28 protein-coding genes are annotated in these 24,393 nt (G+C 68.1%); 23 read left to right on the top strand and 5 right to left on the bottom strand.

The features are described from left to right. Positions 1-69 precede the first annotated feature (69 nt). From argH to ACM26W_RS20375, 7 genes are read left to right on the top strand one after another with little or no spacing between them, the layout of a single operon-like run. On the top strand, positions 70-1,500 hold the full coding sequence (gene argH / locus ACM26W_RS20405) for an argininosuccinate lyase (protein WP_416138782.1): 1,431 nt from the start codon (positions 70-72) through the stop codon (positions 1,498-1,500). Next, positions 1,500-1,670, top strand: coding sequence for an LPS translocon maturation chaperone LptM (lptM, locus tag ACM26W_RS20400; RefSeq protein WP_416138781.1), 171 nt, complete (start codon positions 1,500-1,502; stop codon positions 1,668-1,670). The genes argH and lptM overlap by 1 nt, the downstream gene beginning before the upstream one ends. A 2-nt stretch (positions 1,671-1,672) precedes the next feature. Further along, positions 1,673-2,944 (top strand): diaminopimelate decarboxylase, encoded by a 1,272-nt coding sequence (lysA, locus tag ACM26W_RS20395; protein WP_416138780.1) that lies wholly within the window; start codon positions 1,673-1,675, stop codon positions 2,942-2,944. After that, positions 2,944-3,792 carry a diaminopimelate epimerase gene (gene dapF / locus ACM26W_RS20390; RefSeq protein WP_416138779.1) on the top strand — a complete coding sequence of 283 codons (849 nt, stop codon included), beginning with the start codon at positions 2,944-2,946 and terminating at the stop codon, positions 3,790-3,792. The genes lysA and dapF overlap by 1 nt, the downstream gene beginning before the upstream one ends. 30 nt (positions 3,793-3,822) lie before the next feature. Continuing rightward, the gene (locus tag ACM26W_RS20385) at positions 3,823-4,539 is read left to right on the top strand and encodes a DUF484 family protein (RefSeq protein WP_416138778.1); all 717 of its coding nucleotides are present in this window, start codon (positions 3,823-3,825) and stop codon (positions 4,537-4,539) included. Further along, on the top strand, positions 4,532-5,470 hold the full coding sequence (locus tag ACM26W_RS20380; RefSeq protein WP_416138777.1) for a tyrosine recombinase XerC: 939 nt from the start codon (positions 4,532-4,534) through the stop codon (positions 5,468-5,470). The genes ACM26W_RS20385 and ACM26W_RS20380 overlap by 8 nt, the downstream gene beginning before the upstream one ends. Next, on the top strand, positions 5,464-6,216 hold the full coding sequence (locus tag ACM26W_RS20375; RefSeq protein WP_416140933.1) for an HAD family hydrolase: 753 nt from the start codon (positions 5,464-5,466) through the stop codon (positions 6,214-6,216). Before ACM26W_RS20380 ends, ACM26W_RS20375 begins: the two co-directional genes overlap by 7 nt. A 57-nt stretch (positions 6,217-6,273) precedes the next feature. On the opposite strand, the gene yihA is transcribed toward ACM26W_RS20375, so the two are convergent. Further along, a complete protein-coding gene (gene yihA, locus ACM26W_RS20370) occupies positions 6,274-6,891 on the bottom strand; it encodes a ribosome biogenesis GTP-binding protein YihA/YsxC (RefSeq protein ID WP_416138776.1) in 618 nt (205 codons plus the stop codon). A gap of 249 nt (positions 6,892-7,140) precedes the next feature. On the opposite strand from yihA, the gene ACM26W_RS20365 reads away from it, so the two are divergent. The 5 genes from ACM26W_RS20365 to ACM26W_RS20345 all read left to right on the top strand — a co-directional run bounded on the left by ACM26W_RS20365 (position 7,141) and on the right by ACM26W_RS20345 (position 11,482). Then, entirely contained in the window at positions 7,141-7,761 is a 621-nt protein-coding gene (locus ACM26W_RS20365; protein WP_416138775.1) for a c-type cytochrome, read from the top strand. Positions 7,762-7,959: 198 nt separating this feature from the next. Next, on the top strand, positions 7,960-8,595 hold the full coding sequence (locus ACM26W_RS20360) for a thiol:disulfide interchange protein DsbA/DsbL (protein WP_416140932.1): 636 nt from the start codon (positions 7,960-7,962) through the stop codon (positions 8,593-8,595). Position 8,596: 1 nt separating this feature from the next. Next, the gene (locus tag ACM26W_RS20355; protein ID WP_416138774.1) at positions 8,597-9,421 is read left to right on the top strand and encodes an endonuclease/exonuclease/phosphatase family protein; all 825 of its coding nucleotides are present in this window, start codon (positions 8,597-8,599) and stop codon (positions 9,419-9,421) included. Positions 9,422-9,518: 97 nt separating this feature from the next. After that, on the top strand, positions 9,519-10,067 hold the full coding sequence (locus ACM26W_RS20350) for a TRAP transporter small permease subunit (RefSeq protein WP_416138773.1): 549 nt from the start codon (positions 9,519-9,521) through the stop codon (positions 10,065-10,067). After that, positions 10,067-11,482: a TRAP transporter large permease gene (locus ACM26W_RS20345; RefSeq protein ID WP_416138772.1), complete on the top strand. Its 1,416-nt coding sequence runs from the start codon at positions 10,067-10,069 to the stop codon at positions 11,480-11,482. The genes ACM26W_RS20350 and ACM26W_RS20345 overlap by 1 nt, the downstream gene beginning before the upstream one ends. A 15-nt stretch (positions 11,483-11,497) precedes the next feature. Here ACM26W_RS20345 and ACM26W_RS20340 read toward each other — a convergent pair whose 3' ends face one another. Then, positions 11,498-11,929, bottom strand: a complete 432-nt coding sequence (locus ACM26W_RS20340) for a YqaA family protein (RefSeq protein ID WP_416138771.1) — start codon at positions 11,927-11,929, stop codon at positions 11,498-11,500. A gap of 24 nt (positions 11,930-11,953) precedes the next feature. Between ACM26W_RS20340 and thiD the strand changes: the two genes are divergently transcribed. The 4 genes from thiD (at position 11,954) to dtd (ending at position 14,899) form a co-directional block, all read left to right on the top strand. Continuing rightward, a complete protein-coding gene (gene thiD, locus ACM26W_RS20335) occupies positions 11,954-12,781 on the top strand; it encodes a bifunctional hydroxymethylpyrimidine kinase/phosphomethylpyrimidine kinase (protein ID WP_416138770.1) in 828 nt (275 codons plus the stop codon). A gap of 87 nt (positions 12,782-12,868) precedes the next feature. Then, positions 12,869-13,714: a universal stress protein gene (locus tag ACM26W_RS20330; protein WP_416138769.1), complete on the top strand. Its 846-nt coding sequence runs from the start codon at positions 12,869-12,871 to the stop codon at positions 13,712-13,714. Between the two features lie 75 nt (positions 13,715-13,789). Further along, positions 13,790-14,395, top strand: coding sequence for a chalcone isomerase family protein (locus ACM26W_RS20325; RefSeq protein WP_416138768.1), 606 nt, complete (start codon positions 13,790-13,792; stop codon positions 14,393-14,395). 66 nt (positions 14,396-14,461) lie between these two features. Then, complete coding sequence (gene dtd / locus ACM26W_RS20320) at positions 14,462-14,899, top strand: D-aminoacyl-tRNA deacylase (RefSeq protein ID WP_416138767.1); 438 nt, start codon at positions 14,462-14,464, stop codon at positions 14,897-14,899. A gap of 109 nt (positions 14,900-15,008) precedes the next feature. Here the strand turns inward: dtd and ACM26W_RS20315 are convergent, their stop codons facing one another. Beyond that, complete coding sequence (locus ACM26W_RS20315; RefSeq protein ID WP_416138766.1) at positions 15,009-16,952, bottom strand: ATP-binding cassette domain-containing protein; 1,944 nt, start codon at positions 16,950-16,952, stop codon at positions 15,009-15,011. A gap of 35 nt (positions 16,953-16,987) precedes the next feature. On the opposite strand from ACM26W_RS20315, the gene ACM26W_RS20310 reads away from it, so the two are divergent. The 7 genes from ACM26W_RS20310 to ACM26W_RS20280 all read left to right on the top strand — a co-directional run bounded on the left by ACM26W_RS20310 (position 16,988) and on the right by ACM26W_RS20280 (position 23,153). Then, positions 16,988-17,545 carry a TIGR02444 family protein gene (locus ACM26W_RS20310; protein WP_416138765.1) on the top strand — a complete coding sequence of 186 codons (558 nt, stop codon included), beginning with the start codon at positions 16,988-16,990 and terminating at the stop codon, positions 17,543-17,545. A gap of 90 nt (positions 17,546-17,635) precedes the next feature. Further along, positions 17,636-18,655, top strand: coding sequence for a TRAP transporter substrate-binding protein DctP (gene dctP / locus ACM26W_RS20305; RefSeq protein ID WP_416138764.1), 1,020 nt, complete (start codon positions 17,636-17,638; stop codon positions 18,653-18,655). 204 nt (positions 18,656-18,859) lie between these two features. Continuing rightward, complete coding sequence (locus ACM26W_RS20300) at positions 18,860-19,447, top strand: TRAP transporter small permease (RefSeq protein WP_416138763.1); 588 nt, start codon at positions 18,860-18,862, stop codon at positions 19,445-19,447. 19 nt (positions 19,448-19,466) lie between these two features. Further along, the gene (locus ACM26W_RS20295) at positions 19,467-20,750 is read left to right on the top strand and encodes a TRAP transporter large permease (RefSeq protein ID WP_416138762.1); all 1,284 of its coding nucleotides are present in this window, start codon (positions 19,467-19,469) and stop codon (positions 20,748-20,750) included. 41 nt (positions 20,751-20,791) lie between these two features. Further along, positions 20,792-21,235: a universal stress protein gene (locus tag ACM26W_RS20290; protein ID WP_416138761.1), complete on the top strand. Its 444-nt coding sequence runs from the start codon at positions 20,792-20,794 to the stop codon at positions 21,233-21,235. A gap of 158 nt (positions 21,236-21,393) precedes the next feature. Continuing rightward, entirely contained in the window at positions 21,394-22,080 is a 687-nt protein-coding gene (locus ACM26W_RS20285) for an FKBP-type peptidyl-prolyl cis-trans isomerase (protein WP_416138760.1), read from the top strand. Between the two features lie 5 nt (positions 22,081-22,085). Then, positions 22,086-23,153, top strand: a complete 1,068-nt coding sequence (locus tag ACM26W_RS20280; RefSeq protein WP_416138759.1) for a poly(3-hydroxybutyrate) depolymerase — start codon at positions 22,086-22,088, stop codon at positions 23,151-23,153. Between the two features lie 45 nt (positions 23,154-23,198). On the opposite strand, the gene ACM26W_RS20275 is transcribed toward ACM26W_RS20280, so the two are convergent. Together ACM26W_RS20275 and ACM26W_RS20270 are read right to left on the bottom strand one after the other, a co-directional pair. After that, on the bottom strand, positions 23,199-23,792 hold the full coding sequence (locus tag ACM26W_RS20275; protein ID WP_416138758.1) for an SCO family protein: 594 nt from the start codon (positions 23,790-23,792) through the stop codon (positions 23,199-23,201). Beyond that, on the bottom strand, positions 23,789-24,322 hold the full coding sequence (locus ACM26W_RS20270; RefSeq protein ID WP_416138757.1) for a hypothetical protein: 534 nt from the start codon (positions 24,320-24,322) through the stop codon (positions 23,789-23,791). Before ACM26W_RS20270 ends, ACM26W_RS20275 begins: the two co-directional genes overlap by 4 nt. Between the last annotated feature and the right edge of the window lie 71 nt (positions 24,323-24,393).

Genomic DNA, 24,393 nt, shown 5'->3' with positions numbered 1-24,393 from the left:
CCGCCGTGGCGGCGCCGGGGCCCTGTGGCCCCGCTTCACCGCAACCCGTTACGCAGGATGCCCAGCCCGATGAGCGCAGATTCCACCACCGCCGGCACCAACCAGTCCTGGGGCGGCCGCTTCAACGAGCCCACCGACGCCTTCGTCGCCCGCTTCACCGCCTCGGTCGACTTCGACCAGCGTCTCGCCCTCCACGACATTCAGGGCTCCATCGCCCACGCCTCCATGCTGGCGCGTGTCGGCGTGCTCACCGAGGCCGAGCGCGACGCCATCGTCAGCGGGCTCAGCGAGATCCAGGGCGAGATCGCGCGCGGCGAGTTCCAGTGGTCCGTGGCGCTGGAAGACGTGCACATGAATATCGAGGCGCGGCTCACCGACAAGATCGGCATCACCGGCAAGAAGCTGCACACCGGCCGCTCGCGCAACGACCAGGTGGCCACCGACATCCGCCTCTTCCTGCGCGACGAAATCGACCGGGTCGCCGCCGAGCTCGCCCGCCTGCGCCGCGGCCTGATCGAACTGGCCGACCGCGAGGCCGATACCATCATGCCCGGCTTCACCCACCTGCAGACGGCCCAGCCGGTCACCTTCGGCCACCACCTGCTGGCCTGGCACGAGATGCTGGCTCGCGACCACGAGCGCCTGCTGGACTGCCGCAGGCGGGTCAACGTGATGCCGCTGGGTGCTGCGGCCCTGGCCGGCACCACCTATCCCATCGACCGCCACGTCAGCGCCGAGCTGCTGGGCTTCGCGCGACCCGCCGAGAACAGCCTGGACGCGGTCAGCGATCGCGACTTCGCCATCGAGTTCGCCAGCTTCGCCAGCATTCTGCTGATGCACCTGTCGCGGATGAGCGAGGAGCTGGTGCTGTGGACCAGCGCCCAGTTCGACTTCATCGACCTGCCCGACCGCTTCTGCACCGGCTCCTCGATCATGCCGCAGAAGAAGAACCCCGACGTGCCGGAGCTGGTGCGCGGCAAGACGGGGCGGGTCTATGGCCACCTGATGGGTTTGCTGACCCTGATGAAGTCCCAGCCGCTGGCCTACAACAAGGACAATCAGGAGGACAAGGAGCCGCTGTTCGACGCCGTGGACACCGTCAAGGATTGCCTCAAGGCGTTTGCCGACATGGTGCCGGCCATCGAGCCGAAAAAGGCGCAGATGGCCGAGGCCGCTCGTCGCGGCTTCTCCACCGCCACCGATCTGGCCGACTACCTGGTGCGCAAGGGCGTGGCCTTCCGCGACGCCCACGAGATCGTCGGCCTCTCGGTGGCCTACGGCCTGAAGCAGAAGAAGGATCTCTCCGAGATGAGCCTCGAGGAGCTGCGCCTGTTCTCCGACGTCATCGAGGGCGACGTCTTCGAGGTGCTGACCCTGGAGGGCTCGGTGGCCGCCCGCAACCATATCGGCGGCACCGCCCCGCACCAGGTGCGTGCCGCCGCCCAGCGCGCCCGCGACGCCCTGAGCGTAATGGAAAGTGCCCTGGAGGCAGGCGCCTGATGGGCCGACTCGCACTTGCCTCTCTGGCCCTGAGCCTTGCGTTGGTCATGACGCTGAGCCTGGCCGGCTGCGGCCAGAAGGGCCCGCTCACCCTGCCCGACGACGAGCAGACGGCCGAACAGCCCGGCCCCCGAGACGCCGCCAACGCCCCCGACGACAGCGAGACCTAGGCATGGATCATTTCGAGTATCGCGACGGCGTGCTCTACGGCGAAGAGGTCCCGCTGACCCGCATCGCCGAGCAGTTCGGCACGCCCTGCTACGTCTACTCCAAGGCCACCCTGGCCCGACACTTTCGCGCCTACACCGAGGCGCTGGGCGGCCACCCCCACCTGATCTGTTATGCGGTGAAGGCCAACTCCAACCTCGCCGTGCTGGGCCTGCTGGCCCGCTTGGGCGCCGGCTTCGACATCGTCTCCGTGGGCGAGCTGGAGCGGGTGCTGGCCGCGGGGGGCGACCCCGCCAAGGTGGTCTTCTCCGGCGTCGCCAAGCAGGAGGCCGAGATGGCCCGGGCACTGGAGGTGGGCATCAAGTGCTTCAACGTGGAGTCGCGCCCGGAGCTCGAGCGCCTCGACGCGGTGGCCGGCCGGCTGGGCAAGGTGGCGCCGGTATCGCTGCGGGTCAACCCGGACGTGGACGCTGGCACCCACCCCTACATCTCCACCGGGCTCAAGGACAACAAGTTTGGTATCCCGGTGGACGAAGCGCTGGCGGTCTACGAACTGGCCGCCGGCCTGCCCCATGTGAAGGTCACCGGCCTGGACTGCCATATCGGCTCCCAGCTCACCGAGCTCTCGCCCTTCCTGGACGCCCTGGACCGCCTGCTGGTGCTGCTCGAGACCCTGCGCGAACGGGGCATCGAGGTGGAGCACCTGGACCTGGGTGGCGGCCTGGGGGTGCCTTATCGCAACGAGCGCCCGCCGGCGCCCTTCGACTACGCCTCGGCCCTGCTGGAGCGCCTCTCGAGGTGGGAAGGCAGCGATCGGCTGACCCTGCTTTTCGAGCCCGGCCGCTCCATCGCCGCCAACGCCGGCGTGCTGCTGACCCGAGTCGAATTCCTCAAGCCCGGCGAGACGAAGAACTTCGCCATCATCGACGCCGGCATGAACGACCTGATCCGCCCCGCGCTCTATCAGGCGTGGCAGGCGATTCTGCCGGTGGATACCCGCCGCCCCCGGGAAGCCGCCACCTATGACGTGGTGGGCCCGGTGTGCGAGACCGGCGACTTCCTGGGCAAGGATCGCGAACTGGCCATCACCGCCGGGGACCTGCTGGCGGTGCGCTCCTCAGGGGCCTACGGCTTCGTGATGGCCTCGAACTACAACAGCCGCCCGCGCCCCGCCGAGGTGATGGTGGACGGTGAGTCCGCCCACCTGGTGCGCCGCCGCGAGCGCCTCGAGGAACTATGGGCCGGCGAAGCGCTGCTGCCGGAGGACGCCGACTGATGCTGCTGCACTTCACCAAGATGCACGGCCTGGGCAACGACTTCATGGTGATCGATCTGGTCACCCAGCGGGCGCGCCTGCAGGACGACCAGATTCGGCGCCTGGCCGACCGCCGCTTCGGCGTCGGCTTCGACCAGCTGCTGATCGTCGAGCCGCCCCGGGACCCGGACCTGGACTTCCGCTACCGCATCTTCAACGCCGATGGCAGCGAGGTGGAGAACTGCGGCAACGGCGCGCGCTGCTTCGCCCGCTTCGTGCGCGACCAGCGCCTGACCCACAAGCACGAGATCCACGTGGAGACCGCCGGCGGCCCCCTGGTGCTGCTGGTGGAGGACGACGGCCGGGTGCGGGTCGACATGGGTGAGCCGCGCTTCGCCCCCGAGGCGTTGCCCTTCACGCCTGAGCCCTTCGATGCCGCCGAGGATCGCCCGCTACATGCCCTGGAGGTGGACGGCGAGCGCCTCGAGATCGGCGTGGTCTCCATGGGCAACCCCCATGCGGTGCTGCGGGTCGACGACGTCGACTTCGCCCCGGTGGAACGCCTGGGGCCGGCCATCGAGTCCCACCCGCGCTTTCCGAAGCGGGTCAACGCGGGTTTCATGCAGGTAGTGTCCGAGCATGAGATACGCTTGAGAGTGTACGAGCGGGGCAGCGGCGAGACCCTGGCCTGCGGCACCGGCGCCTGCGCCGCGGTGGCCACCGGCATCCGCCAGGGGCTGCTGGAAAGCCCGGTCACCGTGCACCTGTCCGGCGGCGACCTGAGCATCGAATGGGGAGGCCCCGGCACCTCCCTCGCCATGAGCGGACCCGCCGAACGCGTCTATGACGGCCGCATCATCCTGATCTGAGCCCGATAAGCCCACCGCCGAGGAGTTTGCATGTCACGAGCCGCCCCTGAACCGCGCAAGACCCTCGACCCGGACCGGGTGGCCGAATGGCTGGCCACTCACCCGGACTTCTTCGTCGGTCGCGAGGGGCTGCTGCAGCAGCTGCGCGTACCGCATCCGGAGGCCCGCGGCGCCACCTCGCTGCTGGAGCGGCTGGTCCACGACCTGCGCACCCGCGCCGAGCAGGCCGAGTGGCGCCTGGAGCAGCTGCTGGAGTCGGCCCGCCACAACGAAGCCCAGTACCGCCGCACTCGGGAACTGGTACTGGCGCTGCTGGAGGCCGAGGACGGCGACGCCCTGGGCCAGGCCCTGGCCACCCAGTTCTGCGAACGCTTCTCCACGCCGGCGGTGGCGCTGTGGTGCCCGGCCAGCCTCACCGACGCCGAGCCCCAGCCGCCCCAGGCCCCGCGCCAGGTACTTGACGAGCACGCCGGTTCTCGCCTGGCGGCACTCCTCGACGGCCGCACCAGCCGCTGCACCCGGCTCACCCCCACCGACTGGAAACGGCTGCTGCCCCACACCTCGGCACCCCGTCGTTCCGGCTCCTGCGCCATCACCCGGCTGACCTTGGGCGAGCCGCTGGGCTACCTGGTGCTGGCCAGCCCTGACGCCGATCACTTCCGCGCCAGCATGGACACCCTGTTCACCGAATACGTGGGTGACGTGATGGCCCGACTGCTGGTGCGCCACGCCGCCCGCCATGACTGAGCGGCCTACAGCGGCAGGCCCTCTGTCCGGAGAGGTCGAGGCCTTCCTGACGGAGCTTTCGCGCACCGCCAGCGCGGCCACCCTGGACGCCTACCGCCGCGACCTCATCGCCCTGCTGGCCTTCCTGGCCGAGCGTGACATCGACGACTGGCGACAGCTGGACGCCGCCTTGCTGCGCCGCTTCCTGGGCGGCGAGCGCGCCCGGGGGATGGCGCCGCGCAGCCTGGCCCGGCGCCGCTCGGCGATCTCGCGGCTGGCCGACCACCTCGTCACCCAGGGCCGGCTGACCCACAATCCGGTGGCCCTGACCCGCGCCCCGCGTCAGCCGCGCCACCTGCCGCGCCCGGTGGATGTCGACCGCCTGAAGCACTTTCTGGAGGCACCCCACGACGGCTCTCCGCTGGCGGTGCGCGACCAGGCCATGCTGGAGCTCTTCTACTCCAGCGGCCTGCGCCTGGCCGAGCTGGCGGGCCTTGATCTGATCGACCTGCAGCCGGAACGGGTGCGCGTGCTGGGCAAGGGCGGCAAGCCCCGCCAGGTGCCGGTGGGCCGACACGCGCGCCGCGCGCTGGACACCTGGCTCGCGCTGCGCGAGACCCTGGCGGCGCCAGGCGAGACGGCGCTGTTCGTGGGCAACCGCGGCGCCCGCCTCGGCCACCGCGCCATCCAGCAGCGCCTGGCGCTGATCGCCCGTCGCCGCGGGCTCGACGAGCACCTGCACCCCCACCGCCTGCGCCACTCCTTCGCCAGTCACCTGCTGGAATCGAGCCAGGACCTGCGCGCCGTCCAGGAGCTGCTGGGCCACGCCAACCTGGCCACCACGCAGGTCTATACCCGGCTGGACTGGCAGCACCTGGCGGCCAGCTACGACGCCGCCCACCCGCGTGCGAGGCGCCGTCCCGCCACGGAACCCGACGAGGAGCCATCGTGAGACTCGAGGCTATCACCTTCGACCTGGACGACACCCTGTGGGACAACGGCGGAGTGATGCGGCGCACCGAGGACGGCCACTACGCCTGGCTGGACGCCACGCTCGCCGACTGGCTGAGCGAGCATGGCGAAGCGGCCCGCCCGGCGGACGAACGGGGCCGCTTCGCCGAGCGCTTCCCGCTGGAAGCCTTCATCGAGCGCCGGCAGCGCCTGGCCGGCGCCCATCCACTACGCCGCGGCGACTTCACCTGGCTGCGCCGCCGCGCACTGGCCGAGCTGCTGGGAGAGTATGGACTGGAGGCGGAGCACGCCGAGCACTGGGCCATGCGCGCCATGGAGCGCTTCATGGTGCTGCGCCACGAGGTCATGCCCCATGAGGAGGTGGAGGCCCTGCTCGAGACCCTGGGGCAGCGTTACCGGCTGGCCAGCATCACCAACGGCAACGTGGAGATCGCCCGCCTGGCGCTGGGGCGCCACTTCCCGGTGGCCGTTGCCGCCGGCGAGCTGATGGCCCCCAAGCCCGACCCACGGCCCTTCCTGGCCGCCCTGGCTAGGCTCGGCGCGCCGCCCTCGCGTGCGCTGCACGTGGGTGACTCCTGGGTCGAGGACGCCCTGCCGTCGCAACGCCTGGGCATGCAGGCGGCCTGGATCGGCCCCGACGACCGGGCGCTGCCCGCCGGCATCCACCGGCTGGACCACGTGCGCGAGCTTCCGGAGCTGATTGCCTGGCTAGTAAAGCGGCGCTGACACTGACAAGGAGCGCCTTGGACAAGCCGCTGGAGAGCTGGCTTGCCCCCGGTAAAGTTACGCGGCGGGGGTGTCCAGCAGCCAGTCGTCGAGGCGCGTATGAACCTCCTCGACGCCCTGCCCCTTCAGCGACGAGAAGAGCTGGATGCTGACCAGATCCTCCCACTCACGCAGCCGGGTACGCACTTGCTGCAGGGCGCTCGCCGCCGCGCCGCGCTTGAGCTTGTCGGCCTTGGTGAGCAGGATATGCACCGGCATCGCCTTGTCATCCGCCCAGCCCAGCAGGGTCTCGTCGAACTCCGTGAGCGGATGGCGCACGTCCATCACCAGCACCAGGCCACGCAGCGAGGCGCGGCGCTGCAGGTAGTCGGAGAGATGGCGCTGCCACTCCAGCTTGACCTGCTCGGGCACCTTGGCGAAGCCATAGCCGGGCAGGTCCACCAGGCGCCGCTCGACATCATCGCCCAGGGTGAAGAAGTTGATCAGCTGGGTACGCCCGGGGGTCTTGGAGGTGCGCGCCAGGGAATTCTGGCGGGTCAGGGTATTGATGGCGCTGGACTTGCCGGCGTTGGAGCGACCGGCGAAGGCCACCTCGGCGCCGCTATCGGGCGGGCACTGGGCCAGGGTGGGGGCGCTGGTGAGGAAACGGGCGGTCTGATAGTTGAGTCGCGCCATGGCGATGACATCCTGACGATGGTCGAAGGGAGACGGGGCGCGGCTTGCATTCCCGCCGCCGGGGTGATTCGGTATAATGCAGTGTCTTTTGTCTGCGACCCGGGGCACGCTAGTGTACCACCGCGCCCTCGACGACCGCGAACCAGCAGGGCTAGAGCATCGGAATGGCTCGACTCTGGTTCCCCTCGCGAACCGGGCGGCACCTAGGGTACGTACCGGTCAACAACGTAACGGCATAGTGGATTAGCGATGAGAAAGTTACTGGCAAGCCTGGCAATCACCATGGGCGCCGTCGGCGCCGCCCACGCCGACCTGGAGTCCAACGCCGATGCGGCAGCGGGTCGCGAGAAGGCGCAGAGCTGCGCCGCCTGTCACGGCCAGGCGGGCGTCAGCCCGGCCTCGGCCTTCCCGCATCTCGCCGGTCAGCAGATGTCCTATACCGCCAAGCAGATCATGGACATCCGCGACGGCCACCGCGTGGTGGCCCAGATGGCCGGCCAGGTGGATGACTTCTCCGACCAGGACGCCTGGGACGTGGCCAAGTACTTCGCCGACCAGGACGCCAACCTGGGTCAAGTCGATCCCGACAACGCACAGCTGGAGCGCGGCGAGGAGCTCTACCGCGGTGGCGACATGGCCAAGGGCATCCCGGCCTGCGCCGCCTGCCACACCCCCACCGGGGAAGGCATCGGCAGCGCCGTCTATCCGGCCCTTTCCGGCCAGTTCGTGGAATACACCGTGGCCACACTGCAGGACTTCGCCGCCGGCGAACGAGCCAACGACCCGGCCAACATCATGCGCGATATCGCCATCAAGATGAGCGATGATGACATGGAAGCCGTGGCCAACTACGTGCTGGGTCTGCACTGACAGGGGCTGCGCTGAGCTGAGTTTGCGCTGACCTGGCTGGCCAGCGACGCCACGCTCAGCGTGCGCCAGGGCGGCCTTCGGGCCGCCCTCGTCGTCTTCGCCGGCCCCACCGTCTCCGCCATGGAACCCTCGGCGGCGAACGGGCTCAAAGGCAGCGACGCCCGGCCCGGACCGGATCACCCAAGGAGAGAGTTCGTGATGTTCAAGCCCCTGATGTTCGCCCTCGCCGGTCTCGGCCTGTCGAGCCTGGCCAACGCCTCCCCGCTGGTCGAAGGCCAGCACTACGAGGTGCTGCCCCAGCCCGTGGAGACCCGCGTCGACGAAGGCCAGATCGAGGTCACCGAGGCGTTCTGGTTCGGCTGCCCGCACTGCTACAACCTGCAGGAGCATGTCACCGCCTGGTACGAGACCCTGGGTGAGGACGTCAGCGTGGTGCACCTGCCCGGCACCATGGGCGGCGACTGGAACAAGCACGCGGCAGCCTTCTACGCCGCCGAGGAACTAGGCATCGCCGAGGCGGTCCACGCCGACTTCTTCGACGCCATCCACCAGCAGAACCGCCGCCTCACTGAGGCCGACGACGTGGCCGACTTCTACAGCGGCTACGGCGTCAGTGCAGACGAGGCTCGCCAGGCGCTGGACTCCTTCGCGGTGAAGAGCAAGGTCAACCAGGCCCACTCGCGGTTGCGCGCCATGCGCCTGATGGGCGTGCCCGCGCTGGTCATCGACGGCCGCTACCTGGTCACCCCCTCCAGCGCCGGTAGCCTCTCCAACATGCCGCAGATCGCCGACGCGCTGATCGAGAAGGTCCGTGAGGAGCGTGGTGACAGCTGACATGTCGCATCTGGCCGAGGCAAGGACGCCACCCCTGGAGGGCGGCCATCTGAAGCTGCTCACCTTCAACATGCAGGTGGGCATTCAGACCTCGGCCTATCACCACTACCTGACCCGCAGCTGGCAGCACCTGCTGCCACACCCTAAGCGCCAGCGGCGCCTGGATATGGTCAGCGAGGTGCTGGGGCGATTCGATATCGTCGGCCTCCAGGAGGTCGACGGCGGCAGCTTCCGCTCCAGCAACGTCAACCAGGTGGAGTACCTCGCCAGCCATGGGGGCTTCCCGCACCATTTTCAGCAGCTCAACCGCAACCTGGGCCGCATCGCCCAGCACAGCAACGGGCTGCTGTCGCGGCTGACGCCCAGCCGGATCGAAGAGCACCGCCTGCCCGGCACCCTGCCCGGGCGCGGCGCCATCCATGCCCGCTTCGGCGAGGGTCCCAACGCCCTGCACCTGTTTGTCGCCCACCTGGCGCTCAGCCATCGCGGCCGGGTGCGCCAGCTCGACTATCTCTCCGAGATCATCCAGCCGCTGCGCCATGTGGTGGTGATGGGCGACCTCAACTGCACCCCGGACCAGCTACACGGTCACGAGCGCTTCTGCGCCTCGCTGCCGCTCCACCCGGTTCGCCCCCCGCTGAGCTACCCCTCCTGGCAGCCCCGCCGCGCCCTGGACCACATCCTGCTCTCGAACTCGCTGCAGGCCGACGACGTGCGGGTACTCGACCACCTCTTCTCCGATCATCTGCCGATCGCCGTGGATGTCCGGCTGCCGACGGCCTGCCTGCAGACGCTGACGGCACGGCTCAAGGCCGAGCAAGGCTGAGACTCGGCGTTCACCCACAGGGTTGAGAGCCAGGGATGACGATCGTCGCCGAATCGGCGATGATGCCCGTCGTTTCCGCTTCTGCACGAGACCTCCCATGACACCCCCTTCCCGCGAACCGGCCCTGCTCCGGGGCCTGGACGCCTTTACCGACCGCATCGGCACCAGCATTGCCTGGCTGGTGATCATCATGATGCTGGTGCAGTTCGCCATCGTGGTGATGCGCTACGTGTTCAGCATCCACAATACCGTGATGCAGGAATCGGTGATGTACATGCACGCCGCGGTCTTCATGCTCGGCGCCGCCTGGACCCTGCGCCGCGACGGCCATGTACGCGTGGATATCTTCTATCGGCGACTCTCCGCCCGGGGCCGCGCCTGGGTCGACCTCTGCGGCACCCTCTTCCTGCTGATTCCGGTGGTGCTGTTCATCGGCATCGGCAGCGTCGGCTATGTGCGCAGCAGCTGGGCGATCCTGGAGCGCTCGCCGGACGGCGGCATTCCCGGGGTCTACCTGCTCAAGAGCCTGATCCTGGTGATGATGGCGCTACTGCTGGTGCAGGGCATCGCCCAGGTGATCCGCCAGGTACTGGTGATCCGCCACCGACTGCCCAACGATATCCCGCCCCACGAGGAGCTCGTGTGATGCTGGCCACTCTCCTCGAGTTCATGCCGCTGGTGATGTTCGCCGCCGTATGTGGCGTACTGATGTTGGGCTATCCGGTCGCGCTGTCGCTGGCCGGCACCGCGCTGATCTTCGCCGGCATCGGCTATGCCCTGGTGGAGATGGGCGTCCCGGTGCCCTTCGAGACGCGCTACCTGGGCGCCATGCCCAACCGCCTCTACGGCATCATGACCAACCAGACCCTGCTCGCCGTGCCGCTGTTCGTGCTGATGGGGGTGCTGCTGGAGAAGTCACGCATCGCCGAGACCCTGCTCGATGCGATGTCGCTGGCCTTCGGTGCCCTGCGCGGCGGCCTGGGTATCGCCGTGGTGCTGGTGGGCATGCTGCTGGCCGCCTCCACCGGCATCGTCGGCGCCACCGTGGTGACCATGGGGCTGCTCTCGCTGCCCACCATGCTCAAGCGCGGCTACTCGCCGTCCCTGGCCACCGGAACCATCTGCGCTACCGGCACCCTGGGCCAGATCATTCCGCCCTCCATCGCCCTGGTGCTGCTTGGCGACGTGCTCAACAACGCCTACCAGCAGGCCCAGCTGGCCATGGGGGTGTGGAGCCCTCGTAGCCTCTCGGTGGGCGACCTCTTCATCGGCGCCCTGGTGCCGGGCCTGCTGCTGGTGGTGGCCTATATTGTCTACCTGCTGTTCACCGCCTGGCTGAAGCCGGAGATGGCACCGGCCGCAGACCGCCGGACGTTGATGGAGGAGTTGGGCCATACCGGCAGCCTCTGGCCGCTGCTGCTCAAGGGGCTGGTACCGCCGTTGCTGCTGATCGTCGCCGTGCTCGGCTCGATCCTCGGCGGTTTCGCCACGCCCACCGAGGCCTCGGCGGTGGGCGCCTTCGGCGCCTTCCTGCTGGCACTGGTCAACCGCCGGCTGAACCTGCCGATCCTGCGTGAGGTGGTGCAGTCCACTACCCAGGTCACCAGCATGGTATTCCTGATCCTGATCGGCGCGGCACTCTTCTCGCTGGTGTTCCGCGCCTTCGGCGGCGAGGAGTTGGTCGTCGAACTGTTCGAGGCGCTGCCCGGCGGGGTCGTGGGGGCCACTCTCGTGGTGATGCTGGTGATCTTCCTGCTCGGCTTCATCCTCGACTTCATCGAGATCACCTTCGTGGTGGTGCCCATCGTCGGCCCGGTGCTGCTGGCCATGGGCGTCGACCCGATCTGGCTGGGCATCATGATCGCCGTGAACCTGCAGACCTCCTTCCTGACGCCACCCTTCGGCTTCGCGCTCTTCTACCTGCGCGGGGTGACGCCGGAGTCCGTGCCCACCTCGGCGATCTACCGGGGGGTGATCCCCTTCATCGCCCTGCAGCTCTGCATGCTGCTGGCACTGGCACTGATGCCGGGATTAGCCACCTGGCTTCCCTCGGTGCTCTGAGGTTCGACGGGCAGGCTATTGGCACAGGGGCGCGAGCCACTGCTGCGCCAGCAGCAGCACCACGGCGTAGCGTGTCCCCTTGGCCAGGGTGATCAGCAGGATGGCCCGCCACCAGGGCAGCCGGAAGATGCCGGCCAGCACGGTGAGCGGGTCGCCCACCACCGGCGCCCAGGAGGCCAGCAGGCTCCATTCACCGAAACGCAGGTACCAGCGCTCGGCCCGGGCCAGTCCCGCCGGTGAGGCGGGAAACCAGCGCCGGTCCTGGAAGCGGCGCGCATAGCGCCCCATCCAGACGTTGATCAGGCTGCCCAGGGTGTTGCCGGCGGTGGCCACCGCCCACAGCGCCAGGACCGGCTCGCCCAGACACCACAGCCGGGCAAGCCAAACCTCCGAACCGCCCGGCAGCAGGGTGGCGCTGACCAGGGCCACCGCAAACAGGCTCAGCATGCTCTTTTCTTGTCAGGTGACCGCATGACCGACTCTCGTTCCATTCCCAAGCACGTGATTCCCAATGTGCTGACCATTGCCGGCTCCGACCCCAGCGGCGGCGCCGGCATCCAGGCTGACCTCAAGACCTTCTCGGCACTGGGGGCCTATGGTACCAGCGTGATTACCGCCCTGACCGCCCAGAACACCCGCGGCGTCACCGGCGTGCACCCGGTGCCTGCCGCCTTCATCGCGGCCCAGCTCGAGACCCTGCTCGACGACGTGCGCATCGACGCGGTGAAGATCGGCATGGTGGCGAGTCTGGAGGTGGCCGAGGTGATCCGCGAGGCGCTGAACCGCCACCGCCCGCGTTGGGTGGTACTCGACCCGGTGATGGTGGCCAAGAGCGGCGACATCCTGGTGGGCGATGCCGGCATCCACGCGGTGCGCGAGGTGCTGGTGCCCCTGGCCGACCTGATCACCCCCAATCTGCCCGAGGCCGCGGTGCTGCTCGACGCCCCGGTGCCGGGCGACCGCGACGGCATGCTGGCCCTGGCGCCGGCACTGCGGGCGCTGGGCGCCAGTAGCGCCCTGCTCAAGGGGGGCCACCTGAGCGGCGAGGAGTGCCCCGACCTGCTGATCAGCGCCGACGCCACCACCTGGGTCGAGGGTGCCCGGGTCGACACCACCAACCTGCACGGCACCGGCTGCACCCTCTCCTCCGCCATTACCGCGCGCCTGGCCCGGGGCGACTCGCTGCTCGAGGCGGTGGCGGGCGCCAAGCAATGGCTGGGTGAGGCGCTGGCTGCGAGCCGGCGGCTTGACGTGGGTCAGGGACGCGGCCCGGTGCACCACTTCCACGCCTGGTGGTAGGGCCTTTCCGGCGTTTTGTCCCTTGCAGGGGCGGCGCCGGCCTCCCATCCTGAAGATCTCACCTTTCGGGAAGCGGAGACCGTCATCATGACCCAGACCCTGCTGTTCGCCTGCGACCTCTCTGCTGAAAACCGCGCTGCCTTCGCCCGGGCCCTGCGCCTGGCTGGCGAACAGGGCGCCCGCCTGGACGTGATCCACGTGCTCGACCCCTACCTGCCTCGGCGGGTGCTCCACGACCTGGAGGAGGCGGTGGTGGCGGACATGCAAGCCACCCTGACCGATATCCGCGAGGACTATGCCCTGCCCGAGCCCCAGGTGCTGCTGCAGACGGTGGCCGGCTCCGCCTACGCCGAGATCATCCGCGAGGCCCACGAGCGAGAGGTGGACATGATCATCCTCGGCGCCCACCGCAAGCGCGGCCAGCCGGATCTCGTCGCCGGCACCACCCTGGCCCGGGTGCTGCGCAGCGCCCCCTGCCCGGTGCTCACGGTAAGCCATCTGGCCACCCAGGAGTGGCGCGACATCCTGGTGCCGGTGGACTTCTCGCTGACCTCGCGACACACCCTGCGCGAGACGCTCAAGCGCTTCCCCGAGGCGCGCCTCACCCTGCTGCACGCCTGGGACATCCCCGGCGAGCGCGAGCTGGGCTCCGACGGCGACTATGCCCGCTGGCGGGACCGCGAGGTGGCCCGCCTGCGCACCCAGCTCGAGCGCGAGACCGAGCAGCTGATGGCCGAGCTCGACGACGTGCCGGAGCTGGATCTGGTGCTGGAACAGGGCGAGCCCCTGGAGGTACTGATGACCCGGCTGCGCCGCCAGCCGCCGGACCTGCTGGCCCTGGGCAGCCGCGGTCAGCTGGGCCGCCAGAGCCATATCACCGAGCAGCTGCTGGCCGAGCCCCACTGCGACATCATGCTTTGCCGCGCCTGGTAGGCAAAAGCTGATACAGAACCTCTACGTGATGATAAAGTCTGTACATGACTGACAATCCATCGCCGGAGGTTTACCATGCGTCGCCCTGCCCGTCTTGCCGTCGCTGACGGCATCTCCATTCCCCTGCCCGTCCTGCTGCTCGCCCTGCTGCTGACCTGCCTGCCGATACGGGCCGCCGCCACGGAGACGGTGGAAGTCAGGGGCGTGCAGTTCGCCACCGAACTGGAGGAAGCGGGCCAGGCCTACCGCCTGATCGGCCACGGCCTCTTCCGCTACCTGATCTGGACCGCCTATGCGGGGGCCTACTACCAGGCCCCCGAGGCGCCCGAGCCGGCACCGCTGTCGGCCTTGCCGCGCCGGCTGGAGCTCGAATACTTCCACGCCATCGAGGCGGACGACTTCGCCGCCGCCACCCGCGACAGCGTGCGCGAACGTCTCGGCGAGGGGGCCTATCGCAACCTGCTGCCCGCCCTGAACGCCTTCAACCGCGCCTATCGCAGCGTCGAGCCCGGCGACCGCTACGCCCTGACCTGGGACGGCGAGGCCCTGCTGCTGGCCCTCAACGGCGAGCGGCTCTATCGTGGTGACAACCCGGCCCTGGCCAGCGCGCTCTTCGGCATCTGGCTCGGTGAAAGCCCGCTGCGGGACGACTTCCGCGATGCCCTGCTGGGCCGCCGCTGACCACGAGCGTGCTACGCTCTCTTCTTCACTTGAGGCAGCACGTCAGGATCATCGGGGAGGGTAGAGATGAAGGCACTGATTCAGCGTGTCACCCGGGCCAGCGTGGCCGTGGAGGGCCGCACCGTGGGCGCCATCGGCCACGGCCTGCTGGCCCTGGTGGGGGTGGAGAAGGGCGACGACGAGGCCGCCGCTGATCGGCTGCTGCACAAGTTGCTGCACTTCCGGGTATTCGGCGACGCCGACGACAAGATGAACCTCGACTTGCAGCAGGTCGACGGCGGCCTGCTGCTGGTCTCCCAGTTCACCCTGGCGGCGGATACCCGCAAGGGGCTGCGGCCCAGCTTCTCCAGCGCCGCAGCGCCCGACGAGGGCCATCGGCTGTTCCATTACCTGCTGGAAAGGGCCGAGGCGGCCTGGCCCCGGGTGGAGAGCGGCGAATTCGCCGCCAATATGGAGGTCTCGCTGGTCAACGACGGTCCGGTGACCTTTTTGCTCGAAAGCTGAAAGCTGGAAGCTGCCGCCAGCCTCAGAGTCAAGGTTTTCTTCCAGCTTCAGGCTTATCGCTTCAAGCTCCGGGCGCAGCCCGGCCGCTTCCAGGCGCGAAGCGCCGCTCTTACAGCTCCGAGCGAAGCTCGGCCGCTTCCAGCGCCTCCTCGGCGGCCAGCCACTCGGCCTCGAGGACGTCCAGCCGTGACTTGAGCTCGCCCTGACGGGCCAGGGTGGCGGTCAGCTCCTCCTTGCGCGCGGCGTCGGTGTAGAGCTCGGCGTCGCCCAGCCCCTCCTCCACCACGGCCAGCTCAGCCTGGACCCGCTCCATGGCCTGCTCGGCACGGTCGCGCTGCTTCTTCAGCGGCCGCAGTTTCTCGCGCAGCTCGGCGGCGGCGCGGCGGGTCGCGCGGCGATCCTCCCTGGGCGCGGCACCTTCCGCCTGACGCTCGCCCTTCTCGGCTCGGGCCTCGCGACGCTCGCCCTCGAGCCTCGCCTTGAGCCAGGTCCGGTAGTCTTCGAGATCACCATCGAAGGGCTCGACGCGGTGGTCGGCCACCCGCCAGAACTCATCCACAGTGGCACGCAGCAGGTGGCGGTCGTGGGAGACGATGATCACCGTGCCCTCGAAGGCCGCCAGCGCCTCGGTGAGCGCCTCGCGCATCTCCAGGTCCAGGTGGTTGGTGGGCTCGTCCAGCAGCAGCAGGTTGGGCTTCTGCCAGGCCACCAGGGCCAGCGCCAGCCGAGCCTTCTCACCACCTGAGAAGCGCCCCACCTCGCCGAAGGCGTCATCGCCCTGGAAGCCGAAGCCGCCCAGGAACTTGCGGATGTCCAGATCCGCGGCCGTCGGCGAGAGTCGCTGCACGTGCATGAAGGGCGTCGAGGCCAGGTCCAGGCCCTCCAGCTGGTGCTGGGCGAAGTAGCCGATGGCCAGATGCTCGCCGGGCACCCGCCTGCCGGCCAGCAGGGCCAGCTCGCCGGTCAGCGACTTGATCAGCGTCGACTTGCCGGCGCCGTTGGGCCCCAACAGGCCGATGCGCTGCCCGGGCAGCAGGGTCAGCTTCACATCATTGAGTTGCACGGTCTCGTTGCCCGCTGCGTCGCGGTAGCCCAGCCGCGCCTCGTCCAGCACCAGCAGCGGATGGGAGGTCTTGTCGGAGGCGGGAATGGTGAAGTGGAAGGGGGAGTCGGCGTGGGCCACGGCGATGTCGCCCATGCGCTCCAGCATCTTGAGGCGACTCTGGGCCTGGCGCGCCTTGGTGGCCTTGGCCCGGAAGCGCGCCACGAAGCTCTCGATCTCCTCGCGTCGCGCCTGCTGCTTGGCCGCCTCGGCCTGCTGCAGCGCCAGCTTCTCGGCCCGGGTACGCTCGAAGGTGGAGTAGTTGCCGCGATAGAGCACCAGCATCTGGCGGTCGAAGTGCGCGATGTGGTCGCACACCGCGTCAAGGAAATCACGGTCGTGGGAAATCAGCAGCAGGGTGCCGGGGTAGCGCACGAGCCACTGCTCGAGCCACAGCAGGGCATCGAGGTCCAGGTGGTTGGTGGGCTCGTCGAGCAGCAGCACGTCGGAGGGCATGAACAGGGTGCGGGCCAGGTTGACCCGCATCCGCCAACCGCCGGAGAAGTCTGACAGCGGGCGCGCCAGGTCCGCCTGGGTAAAGCCCAGACCCACCAGCAGCTGAGACGCTCGGGCCGGCGCGCTGTAGCCGTCCAGCGCCTCGATAGCACCGTGCAGCTCCGCCTCGCGGTGGGCGTGATGGGCCTCCCGGGCGGCCGCCAGTGCCGCCTCGGTCTCACGCAGTTCGCGGTCCCCATCGAGCACATAGTCGACGATGGCCCGATCCAGCGCCTCCACCTCCTGGGCCATATGGGCGATGCGCTGGCCACCGCTCATCTCGACTTCGCCGCGATCCGGGGCCAGCTCGCCGAGCAGCAGCTTGAACAGGCTCGACTTGCCGGCGCCATTGGGGCCGACGATACCCGCCTTGTGGCCGGCATGCAGGGTCAGGTCGGCCCCTTCAAGCAGGGACTGGGTGCCGCGTTGCAGGGAAACTTGGCGCAGTGCGATCATGCAGGCTCCACGGGCAGTACAGGGAAGCCGCCGCCATGCCGGCGACGGCCGAGGAAACGAACGATGATTCTACCGAAATGACGGCCAACCTGCGGGCCCGTCTGACCCAGCAGCCCTTGTGGGCGTTTGCCCTGACGCTCTATGGCCGGCCAGAGGTCGAATCGGCCTGCCTGACCCTGCAAGATCAGGCCGGGGTGGATGTCTGCGAATTGCTGTGGCGCTGCTGGCTGATACGCCACGGCGCCGTGCCCGGCCCGACGGCCGAGAAGGGGCTGGCGGAGGCCCTCCGCTGGCAGCGCGAAGTCACCGCGCCACTGCGCCATCTGCGCCGCGGGCTCAAGCCCGAGGCCGCAGCGCACACCGGGGTCGCCAAGCTCCGCGAGATCCTCAAGCGCGCCGAACTCCAGGCCGAGCGGGAGACCCTCGGCCGGCTCGAGCGACTGGCTCTGGGGGGTGAACAGAGCCTGCTTACCTCCGCCGGTAAATCCGCCGAAAAAGTGCTGGCCAACGCCCTCGGGTTGCAGAAAAAAACCCACCTTTCAACGCTCCATACGCTGATTGCCTCGCTTGACCCTCCCCCGGGGCCACGCTAGCCTGAAAAAACATGTACGGGCTCCATGTCCGTGTCGTGCCTGTCATTTTCGCAAGAATATGACCACCCAACCGGTAAGGGGACTACAAGAATGAAGGCAACCAAGCTGATGACCACAGCCACCGTCGGCGCCCTGCTTTTCGGGATGTCCGCGGCCGCCCATTCTGCCAACTGGCGCTATGCCCACGAGGAGTTCGAGGGCGATGTTCAGGACGTCTACGCCATGGCGTTCAAGGAGTACATCGAGGAGAACTCCGACAATACCGTCCAGGTCTATCGCTTCGGTGAGCTGGGCGAGTCCGACGACATCATGGAGCAGGCCCAGGCGGGCATCCTGCAGTTCGTCAACCAGTCACCCGGCTTCACCGGCGCGTTGATTCCCGAAGCACAGATCTTCTTCGTTCCCTATTTGCTGCCCACCGATGAAGAGCAGGTCATCGAGTTCTTCAACACCAGCGTGGCCATCAACGAGATGTTCCCGGAGCTCTACGCCGAGCAAGGCCTGGAGCTGCTCAAGATGTACCCCGAAGGCGAGATGATCGTCACCCTGGATGAGCCCTTCACCACCCCGGAAGAGCTACGCGGCAAGAACATCCGCATCATGACCAACCCGCTGCTCTCCGCCACCTACCGCGCCTTCGGTGCCAGCCCGACGCCGCTGCCCTGGGGCGAGGTCTACGGCGGCCTGCAGACCGGCATCCTCCAGGGCCAGGAGAACCCGATCTTCTGGATCGAATCCGGCGGTCTCTATGAGGTCTCTCCGAACCTGGTCTACACCGGTCATGGCTGGTTCACCACCGCCATGATGGCCAACCAGAACTTCTTCGACGGCCTCTCCGAGGATGATCAGCAGCTGGTGCGCGACGCCAGCGATCACGCCTACGAGATCATCATCGATCATATCTCCGGCCTGGCCGACGACTCCCTGGCCAAGATCCAGGAGGCCTCCGACGAGGTTACCGTGACCCGCCTCACCGAAGAGCAGATCGAGGCCTTCCGTGCCCGTGCCCCGGAGGTCGAAGAGGAGTTCATCAACATGACCGGCGAGCGTGGTCAGGAGCTGCTCGACCAGTTCCACGCCGACCTCGAAGCCGTGATGGTCGACGACTGATTACTCCGAGTCACCGTCATCGCAGCAAGCAAGGGGGTAGCCGTGAGGCTGCCCCCTTTGCCTTCACCGCCACGGCGCCCCTCTCTTGGGGTTTATCCCGGCCACTCAGCGTTGAAGCCTCGACGGCATGACGAAGCCTGACGGCGTACTCTCGAAGAACGACAGTGATAATCGTGCGTGGGGAATCGACAGGAGCCCGCCGACATGGAAATGAACGAAGACGACATTGCCGAGAAGAACTATCGCTCGACTCTGCCCGGCCCGCTGGGGCCCATCGACACCTGGATCAGCCGGGCAGAGGCGGTCATCCTGGCCATGGGGGTGATCCTCATGGCCATCAACACCATCGCCAACGTGCTGAGCCGCTTCATCCTCGGCGAGAGCCTGCACTTCTCCGAGGAGGTCAACCGCATCCTGATCGTGATGATCACCTTCGCCGGCATCGGCTATGCGGCCCGTCACGGTCGCCACATCCGTATGTCGGCCATCTACGATGCCGTGCCCACCGGGGGAAGGCGCTGGATGATGGTTTTTATCAGCCTGTTCACCGCCCTGGTGATGTTCGTGCTCTGCTACTACTCGATCGGCTACATCTCCACCCTCTATGGTCGCGGGCGCGTGCTGCCCTCGCTGAGCATTCCGATCTGGATCATGTATGTGTGGGTACCGATAGGCTTTGCCATCACTGGCATTCAGTACCTGCTGACTGCCATCAAGAACATGACCTCCCGCGACGTCTACCTCTCGACCCACGTGGTGGACGGCTACAAGGACACGGAAACGGAAGTCTGATCCCAGCGAGGCACACCCCATGACAACCATTATCGTCTCCATCATGATCGTGCTCCTGCTACTCGGGTTCCCGATGATGATTCCCCTGGCCACGGCGGCCTTCGTCGGGTTCTACATGACCTTCGGCGGATTCGGCCAGATGGAAACCCTCATCCAGCAGATGATGGGGGGCATCCGGCCCACGGCGCTGATCGCCGTGCCCATGTTCATCCTGGCCGCCGACATCATGACCCGCGGCCAGTCCGCCAACCGCCTGATCAATATGGTCATGGCCTTCGTCGGCCACATCAAGGGCGGCCTGGCCGTCTCCACTGCCGCCTCCTGCACCCTGTTCGGCGCAGTCTCGGGCTCCACCCAGGCTACCGTCGTAGCGGTGGGCTCCCCGCTGCGCCCGCGCATGCTCAAGGCCGGCTACAAGGACCCCTTCACCCTGGCGCTGATCATCAATTCCAGCGACATCGCCTTCCTAATCCCGCCGAGCATCGGCATGATCATCTACGGCGTCATCTCCGGTACCTCCATCGGCGAACTGTTCATCGCCGGCATCGGCCCGGGGCTGATGATCCTGGTCATGTTCTCGGCCTACTCCATCTTCTACGCCACCATCCACAAGGTGCCGACCGAGGAGAGGGCGACCTGGAAGCAGCGCGCCGTGTCGGTCAAGGATGCCCTCTGGCCGCTGGGCTTCCCGGTATTGATCGTCGGCGGCATCTACGGGGGCATCTTCAGCCCCACCGAGGCAGCGGCTGCCTGTGTGCTCTATGCGGTGCTCCTCGAGTTCGTGGTGTTCCGCTCGCTGAAGCTCCACCACATCTACGCCATCGCCAAGTCCACCGGCCTGATCACCGCGGTGGTATTCATCCTGGTGGCGGTAGGCAATGGCTTCTCCTGGATCATCTCCTTTGCCCAGATCCCTCAGACGATACTCGCTGCCGTGGGCGTCAATGAGGCCGGCCCGGTAGGCGTGCTGATCGCCATCTCCATCGCCTTCTTCGTGGCCTGCATGTTCGTGGACCCCATCGTGGTGATCCTGGTGCTGACGCCGATCTTCGCCCCGGCCATCGCCGCCTCGGGCCTCGATCCGGTGCTGGTGGGCGTGCTGATCACCCTGCAGGTCGCCATAGGCTCGGCGACGCCACCCTTCGGCTGCGACATCTTCACCGCCATCGCCATCTTCAAGCGACCCTACTGGGAGGTGATACGCGGTACCCCACCCTTCGTCTTCATGCTGGTGCTGGCCGCCGCGATGATCATCATGTTCCCGCAGATCGCCCTGTTCCTGCGCGACCTGGCGTTCCGCTGATCCACTGATCCCAGATCCAATAAACCCTAGGGAGACACGCCATGTTCAATCGGATACTGGTCCCGGTGGACGGCTCCAAGGGGGCACTGAAGGCCCTGCAGAAGGGCGCCGGCCTGCAGATGCTGACCGGCGCCGAGCTCTACATCCTGTGCGTCTTCAAGCACCACAGCCTGCTGGAGGCCTCGCTCTCCATGGTGCGCCCGGACAAGCTGGAGATCCCCGACGACGCCCTCAAGGAGTACGCCACCGAGATCGCCGTGCATGCCAAGAGCCAGGCGATCGAGATGGGCGTGCCGGCCGACAAGCTGCGCGCCTTCGTCAAGGGCGGGCGCCCGTCTCGTATCATCGTACGCTTCGCTCGCAAGCGGGAATGCGACCTGATCGTGATCGGCTCCCAGGGGACCAACGGCGACAAGAGCCTGCTGCTGGGCAGCGTGGCCCAGCGCGTGGCCGGCTCCGCGAACTGCCCCACACTCGTGGTCTGACCCAGATGGTATGATGCCCGCGACCGAGACGGGTCTCCATCACCGCCGTGTGGAACCGGCCCGCCCCCGCGGAGTCCCATGGTCTCCATGCCCCGATGGCGCGCCCGCGCCGAATCCCTCCTGCCATGGCGCTACGCGCCTAACCACAAGGCCCGTTCATGAAGAGACTGCTGACCACCGCTTCCCTGACCGCCCTGCTCGGCGTCGCCCCCCTGGCGCTGGCCGCGCCGGAGACCGACGAGGGCCGCCTCGGCTATAGCCTCGGCGTGACCCTTGGCCAGAGCATCCAGCAGGATGTGCACGACCTGGATGTGGACGCCTTCACTCAGGCGATCCACGATGTCTTTGCCGGCGGCGAACTGGCGATGAGCGACGAGGAGATGGCCGAAACGCTGATGCGCTTCCAGGAGGAGGCCATGACCGCTCGCCAGGCCGAGGCCGAGCAGCGGGCCGAGAACAACCGCGCCGAGGGCGAGGCCTTCCTGGCCGCCAACGCCGAGGCAGAGGGCGTCGAGGTCACCGAATCCGGCCTGCAATACCGGGTGCTTGAGTCCGGCGACGGCGCCACTCCTGGCCCCGACGATAGCGTCGAGGTGCACTACGAGGGCACCCTGATCGACGGCACCGTCTTCGACAGCTCCCTTGAGCGCGGCGAGCCGGTAAGCTTCCGGGTCGACCAGGTGATCGACGGCTGGCAGGAGGCACTTCAGCTGATGAGCGTCGGCGACAGCTGGGAAATCGTGATCCCCGCCGAGCTGGCCTACGGCGCCCAGGGCCAGGGCCCCATCGGCCCCCATGAGACCCTGATCTTCCACGTCGAACTGCTCGACGTGGTCGACGACTGAGCCCCATGACCTCACCTATCCTTCCCGCCGCCAGCCTCGTGCTGGCGGCTTTCGTCGCTGCCCCGGCTGCCGCCGAGGGCCTTCCCGACCTGCCTCGGCTGGGGCTGGAGAAGACCGACGCCAGCGTGATCGGCGTCTCCTCCGGCGGCTACATGGCCACCCAGCTGGCGGTGGCCTGGCCCGAGCGCTTCCATGGGCTCGCCGTGCTCGGTGCCGGCCCCTGGTCCTGCGCCCAGGGCGCCCTGCGCCGCGCCCTCGGTCAGTGCATGACCACTCGCCTCGGCCCGCCCGCTCTCAATGAGCTGGAGCAGCGCCTGGCCGACTACCGCGAGCATGAGCGCGTGGGCAGCGCCGAGGCCCTGTCCGGGCTGCGCGCCTTCGTCTGGCACGGTGGCGCGGACGAGACCGTCGCCCCGGCCCTGGGTGCGGCCCTGGCCGACCAGCTCGCCGGCTGGCTGGCGGTGCCCGAGACACAGCTGCGCTTCGTGCAGAGCGACGGTGTCGGTCATGGCTGGCCCATCGTTCACCGTGCGACTTCACCCCCGGCCACGGAGCTGGGCGACTGCCACCAGGGCGGCGGCACCCACCTGCTGGGCTGCGACCAGGACCTTGCCGGCGAGGCCATGGCCTGGCTTCACGATATGCCGCCAGGCGCGGACGAGCCCGCCGAGACGGATACCCTCGCCGGCGACCTGCTGCACTTCGATCAGGGCGACTTCGCCGTAAAGGGGCTCGACTCGGAGGGCTATCTGTTCGTACCGGAAGCGTGCGAGGCGGGCGGCTGCGCCCTCACCGTCGCGCTGCACGGCTGCGGCATGGGCGCGGAGCAGATCGGTGAGACCTTCGTGCGCCACAGCGGCCTCAACGAGTGGGCGGCTGCCCACGACCGGGTCGTCCTCTATCCCCAGGCCGAGACCAGCCTGGCCAACCCCCAGGGGTGCTGGGACTGGTGGGGCTTCGCCGAGAGCACCTGGCAGCTCAATCCGCTCCACGATACCCGCGAGGGCACCCAGGTCCGCGCGCTGATGGCCATGCTGGATCGCCTGCAGGAGGCACCGATGCCCCCGCGCTGAGGCCGGAGCGGCAGGCGGGGGCGAGACCCTCGAAGGGGCTCGCTGTCAGAGGGTGTCGCCGAGGGCGGAGAGCAGCGCATGGGGCGCCGGTGAGTAGAGCACCCGGCGCAGGATGGTGCCTTCGCGATCCACCAGGTAGAGCGACGAGCTGTGGTCGATGGTGTAGGCCATGGCCGACTCCGGGGTCTCGACACGCCGCCAGATCACGCCGTAGCGCTCGGCGAGCTCCTCGAGCTCGGCCTCGCTGCCGGTCGCGCCGATGAAGGCGTCGCCGAAGAAGCCGATGTACTCCGCCAGGCGCTCCAGGGTGTCGCGCTCCGGGTCCACCGATATCATCAGCGGTACCACCCGATCGCGGTCGGCGGCGTCCAGTTCGGCCAGCGCCCGGCGCACCACCGCCAGGCTCATGGGGCAGACGTCGGGGCAGTAAGTGTAGCCAAAGAAGACTACCGCCAGCTGATCCTCCTCGAGTTCGGCCAGGGAGAAGTCGCCCCGTGTCGAAGGCAACTCGATGGGCCCGCCAGTCAGACCGTTGCCGCTTGTCGCGAACTGCTGCTGGAACCAGCCATAGCCACCCACCGCCAGCACCAGCACCAGCACAATCAGCGCGATACTCGCCAAGAGTCCCTGTCGTTTCATAGTCGGCTTCTCTCCACCTCGAAGTTGAATCCACTGCCCAGGCGGCGTTCACCGCTGGTGACGATCACCCTGGCCCGCCAGGGCATCAGCGTCTCGGTGCAGATCGGAACTTGCCCCTCACCGCGAAAGGTGCCATCGGCCTGCCGGGCCAGCGGATAGCGATGCAGTCCCATGTCCATGTCGCGGCCGATGAAGTCCACCACCACCGAATCGGCCTCGACGCCCTCCAGGGCGACCGTCATCGGCAGGATCTCCAGGGCACGGATCTCGCCATCGGCGCCCAGGTCCAGCATCAGGCTGCCATCCTCGCCCAGCGCCGCCTGGCAGACACCCTGGCTTGGCTCGCAGCCGACCTCCTCCGGGAACCAGCGCACGTCATCGCTACCGCGAAGACTGTAGCTGGTCAGGTACCAGAGCGCCACGGCCACGGTCCCCAGTGTGAAGAGGACCAGCAGCCGCAGCAGCGGGGGGCGCGAGATGACCGGATCGGTGGAACCAGAAGTCGGCATGTTGACGAGTGAAGCGCTCACGAGAGGGAATGTCGCGGTAAGCTTATCAGCATTCGCCTGTGGCAGACTGCGCAAGGATGTCGCAGGGCAAC

Origin of the sequence: Halomonas sp. HK25, from assembly GCF_047795635.1 — a bacterium.
Classification (GTDB): Bacteria; Pseudomonadota; Gammaproteobacteria; order Pseudomonadales; family Halomonadaceae; genus Halomonas.
The sequence above is the reverse complement of the archived record's forward strand: the minus strand, read 5'-3'. Positions and strand labels throughout refer to the sequence as shown.

Bases quoted from the DNA above. Each gene is read 5' to 3' on its own strand.
- argH (WP_416138782.1), top strand. From the start codon at position 70: ATGAGCGCAGATTCCACCACCGCCGGCACCAACCAGTCCTGGGGCGGC.
- lptM (WP_416138781.1), top strand. From the start codon at position 1,500: ATGGGCCGACTCGCACTTGCCTCTCTGGCCCTGAGCCTTGCGTTGGTC.
- lysA (WP_416138780.1), top strand. From the start codon at position 1,673: ATGGATCATTTCGAGTATCGCGACGGCGTGCTCTACGGCGAAGAGGTC.
- dapF (WP_416138779.1), top strand. From the start codon at position 2,944: ATGCTGCTGCACTTCACCAAGATGCACGGCCTGGGCAACGACTTCATG.
- ACM26W_RS20385 (WP_416138778.1), top strand. From the start codon at position 3,823: ATGTCACGAGCCGCCCCTGAACCGCGCAAGACCCTCGACCCGGACCGG.
- ACM26W_RS20380 (WP_416138777.1), top strand. From the start codon at position 4,532: ATGACTGAGCGGCCTACAGCGGCAGGCCCTCTGTCCGGAGAGGTCGAG.
- yihA (WP_416138776.1), bottom strand. From the start codon at position 6,891: ATGGCGCGACTCAACTATCAGACCGCCCGTTTCCTCACCAGCGCCCCC.
- ACM26W_RS20365 (WP_416138775.1), top strand. From the start codon at position 7,141: ATGAGAAAGTTACTGGCAAGCCTGGCAATCACCATGGGCGCCGTCGGC.
- ACM26W_RS20360 (WP_416140932.1), top strand. From the start codon at position 7,960: ATGTTCAAGCCCCTGATGTTCGCCCTCGCCGGTCTCGGCCTGTCGAGC.
- ACM26W_RS20355 (WP_416138774.1), top strand. From the start codon at position 8,597: ATGTCGCATCTGGCCGAGGCAAGGACGCCACCCCTGGAGGGCGGCCAT.
- ACM26W_RS20350 (WP_416138773.1), top strand. From the start codon at position 9,519: ATGACACCCCCTTCCCGCGAACCGGCCCTGCTCCGGGGCCTGGACGCC.
- ACM26W_RS20345 (WP_416138772.1), top strand. From the start codon at position 10,067: ATGCTGGCCACTCTCCTCGAGTTCATGCCGCTGGTGATGTTCGCCGCC.
- ACM26W_RS20340 (WP_416138771.1), bottom strand. From the start codon at position 11,929: ATGCTGAGCCTGTTTGCGGTGGCCCTGGTCAGCGCCACCCTGCTGCCG.
- thiD (WP_416138770.1), top strand. From the start codon at position 11,954: ATGACCGACTCTCGTTCCATTCCCAAGCACGTGATTCCCAATGTGCTG.
- ACM26W_RS20330 (WP_416138769.1), top strand. From the start codon at position 12,869: ATGACCCAGACCCTGCTGTTCGCCTGCGACCTCTCTGCTGAAAACCGC.
- ACM26W_RS20325 (WP_416138768.1), top strand. From the start codon at position 13,790: ATGCGTCGCCCTGCCCGTCTTGCCGTCGCTGACGGCATCTCCATTCCC.
- dtd (WP_416138767.1), top strand. From the start codon at position 14,462: ATGAAGGCACTGATTCAGCGTGTCACCCGGGCCAGCGTGGCCGTGGAG.
- ACM26W_RS20315 (WP_416138766.1), bottom strand. From the start codon at position 16,952: ATGATCGCACTGCGCCAAGTTTCCCTGCAACGCGGCACCCAGTCCCTG.
- ACM26W_RS20310 (WP_416138765.1), top strand. From the start codon at position 16,988: ATGCCGGCGACGGCCGAGGAAACGAACGATGATTCTACCGAAATGACG.
- dctP (WP_416138764.1), top strand. From the start codon at position 17,636: ATGAAGGCAACCAAGCTGATGACCACAGCCACCGTCGGCGCCCTGCTT.
- ACM26W_RS20300 (WP_416138763.1), top strand. From the start codon at position 18,860: ATGGAAATGAACGAAGACGACATTGCCGAGAAGAACTATCGCTCGACT.
- ACM26W_RS20295 (WP_416138762.1), top strand. From the start codon at position 19,467: ATGACAACCATTATCGTCTCCATCATGATCGTGCTCCTGCTACTCGGG.
- ACM26W_RS20290 (WP_416138761.1), top strand. From the start codon at position 20,792: ATGTTCAATCGGATACTGGTCCCGGTGGACGGCTCCAAGGGGGCACTG.
- ACM26W_RS20285 (WP_416138760.1), top strand. From the start codon at position 21,394: ATGAAGAGACTGCTGACCACCGCTTCCCTGACCGCCCTGCTCGGCGTC.
- ACM26W_RS20280 (WP_416138759.1), top strand. From the start codon at position 22,086: ATGACCTCACCTATCCTTCCCGCCGCCAGCCTCGTGCTGGCGGCTTTC.
- ACM26W_RS20275 (WP_416138758.1), bottom strand. From the start codon at position 23,792: ATGAAACGACAGGGACTCTTGGCGAGTATCGCGCTGATTGTGCTGGTG.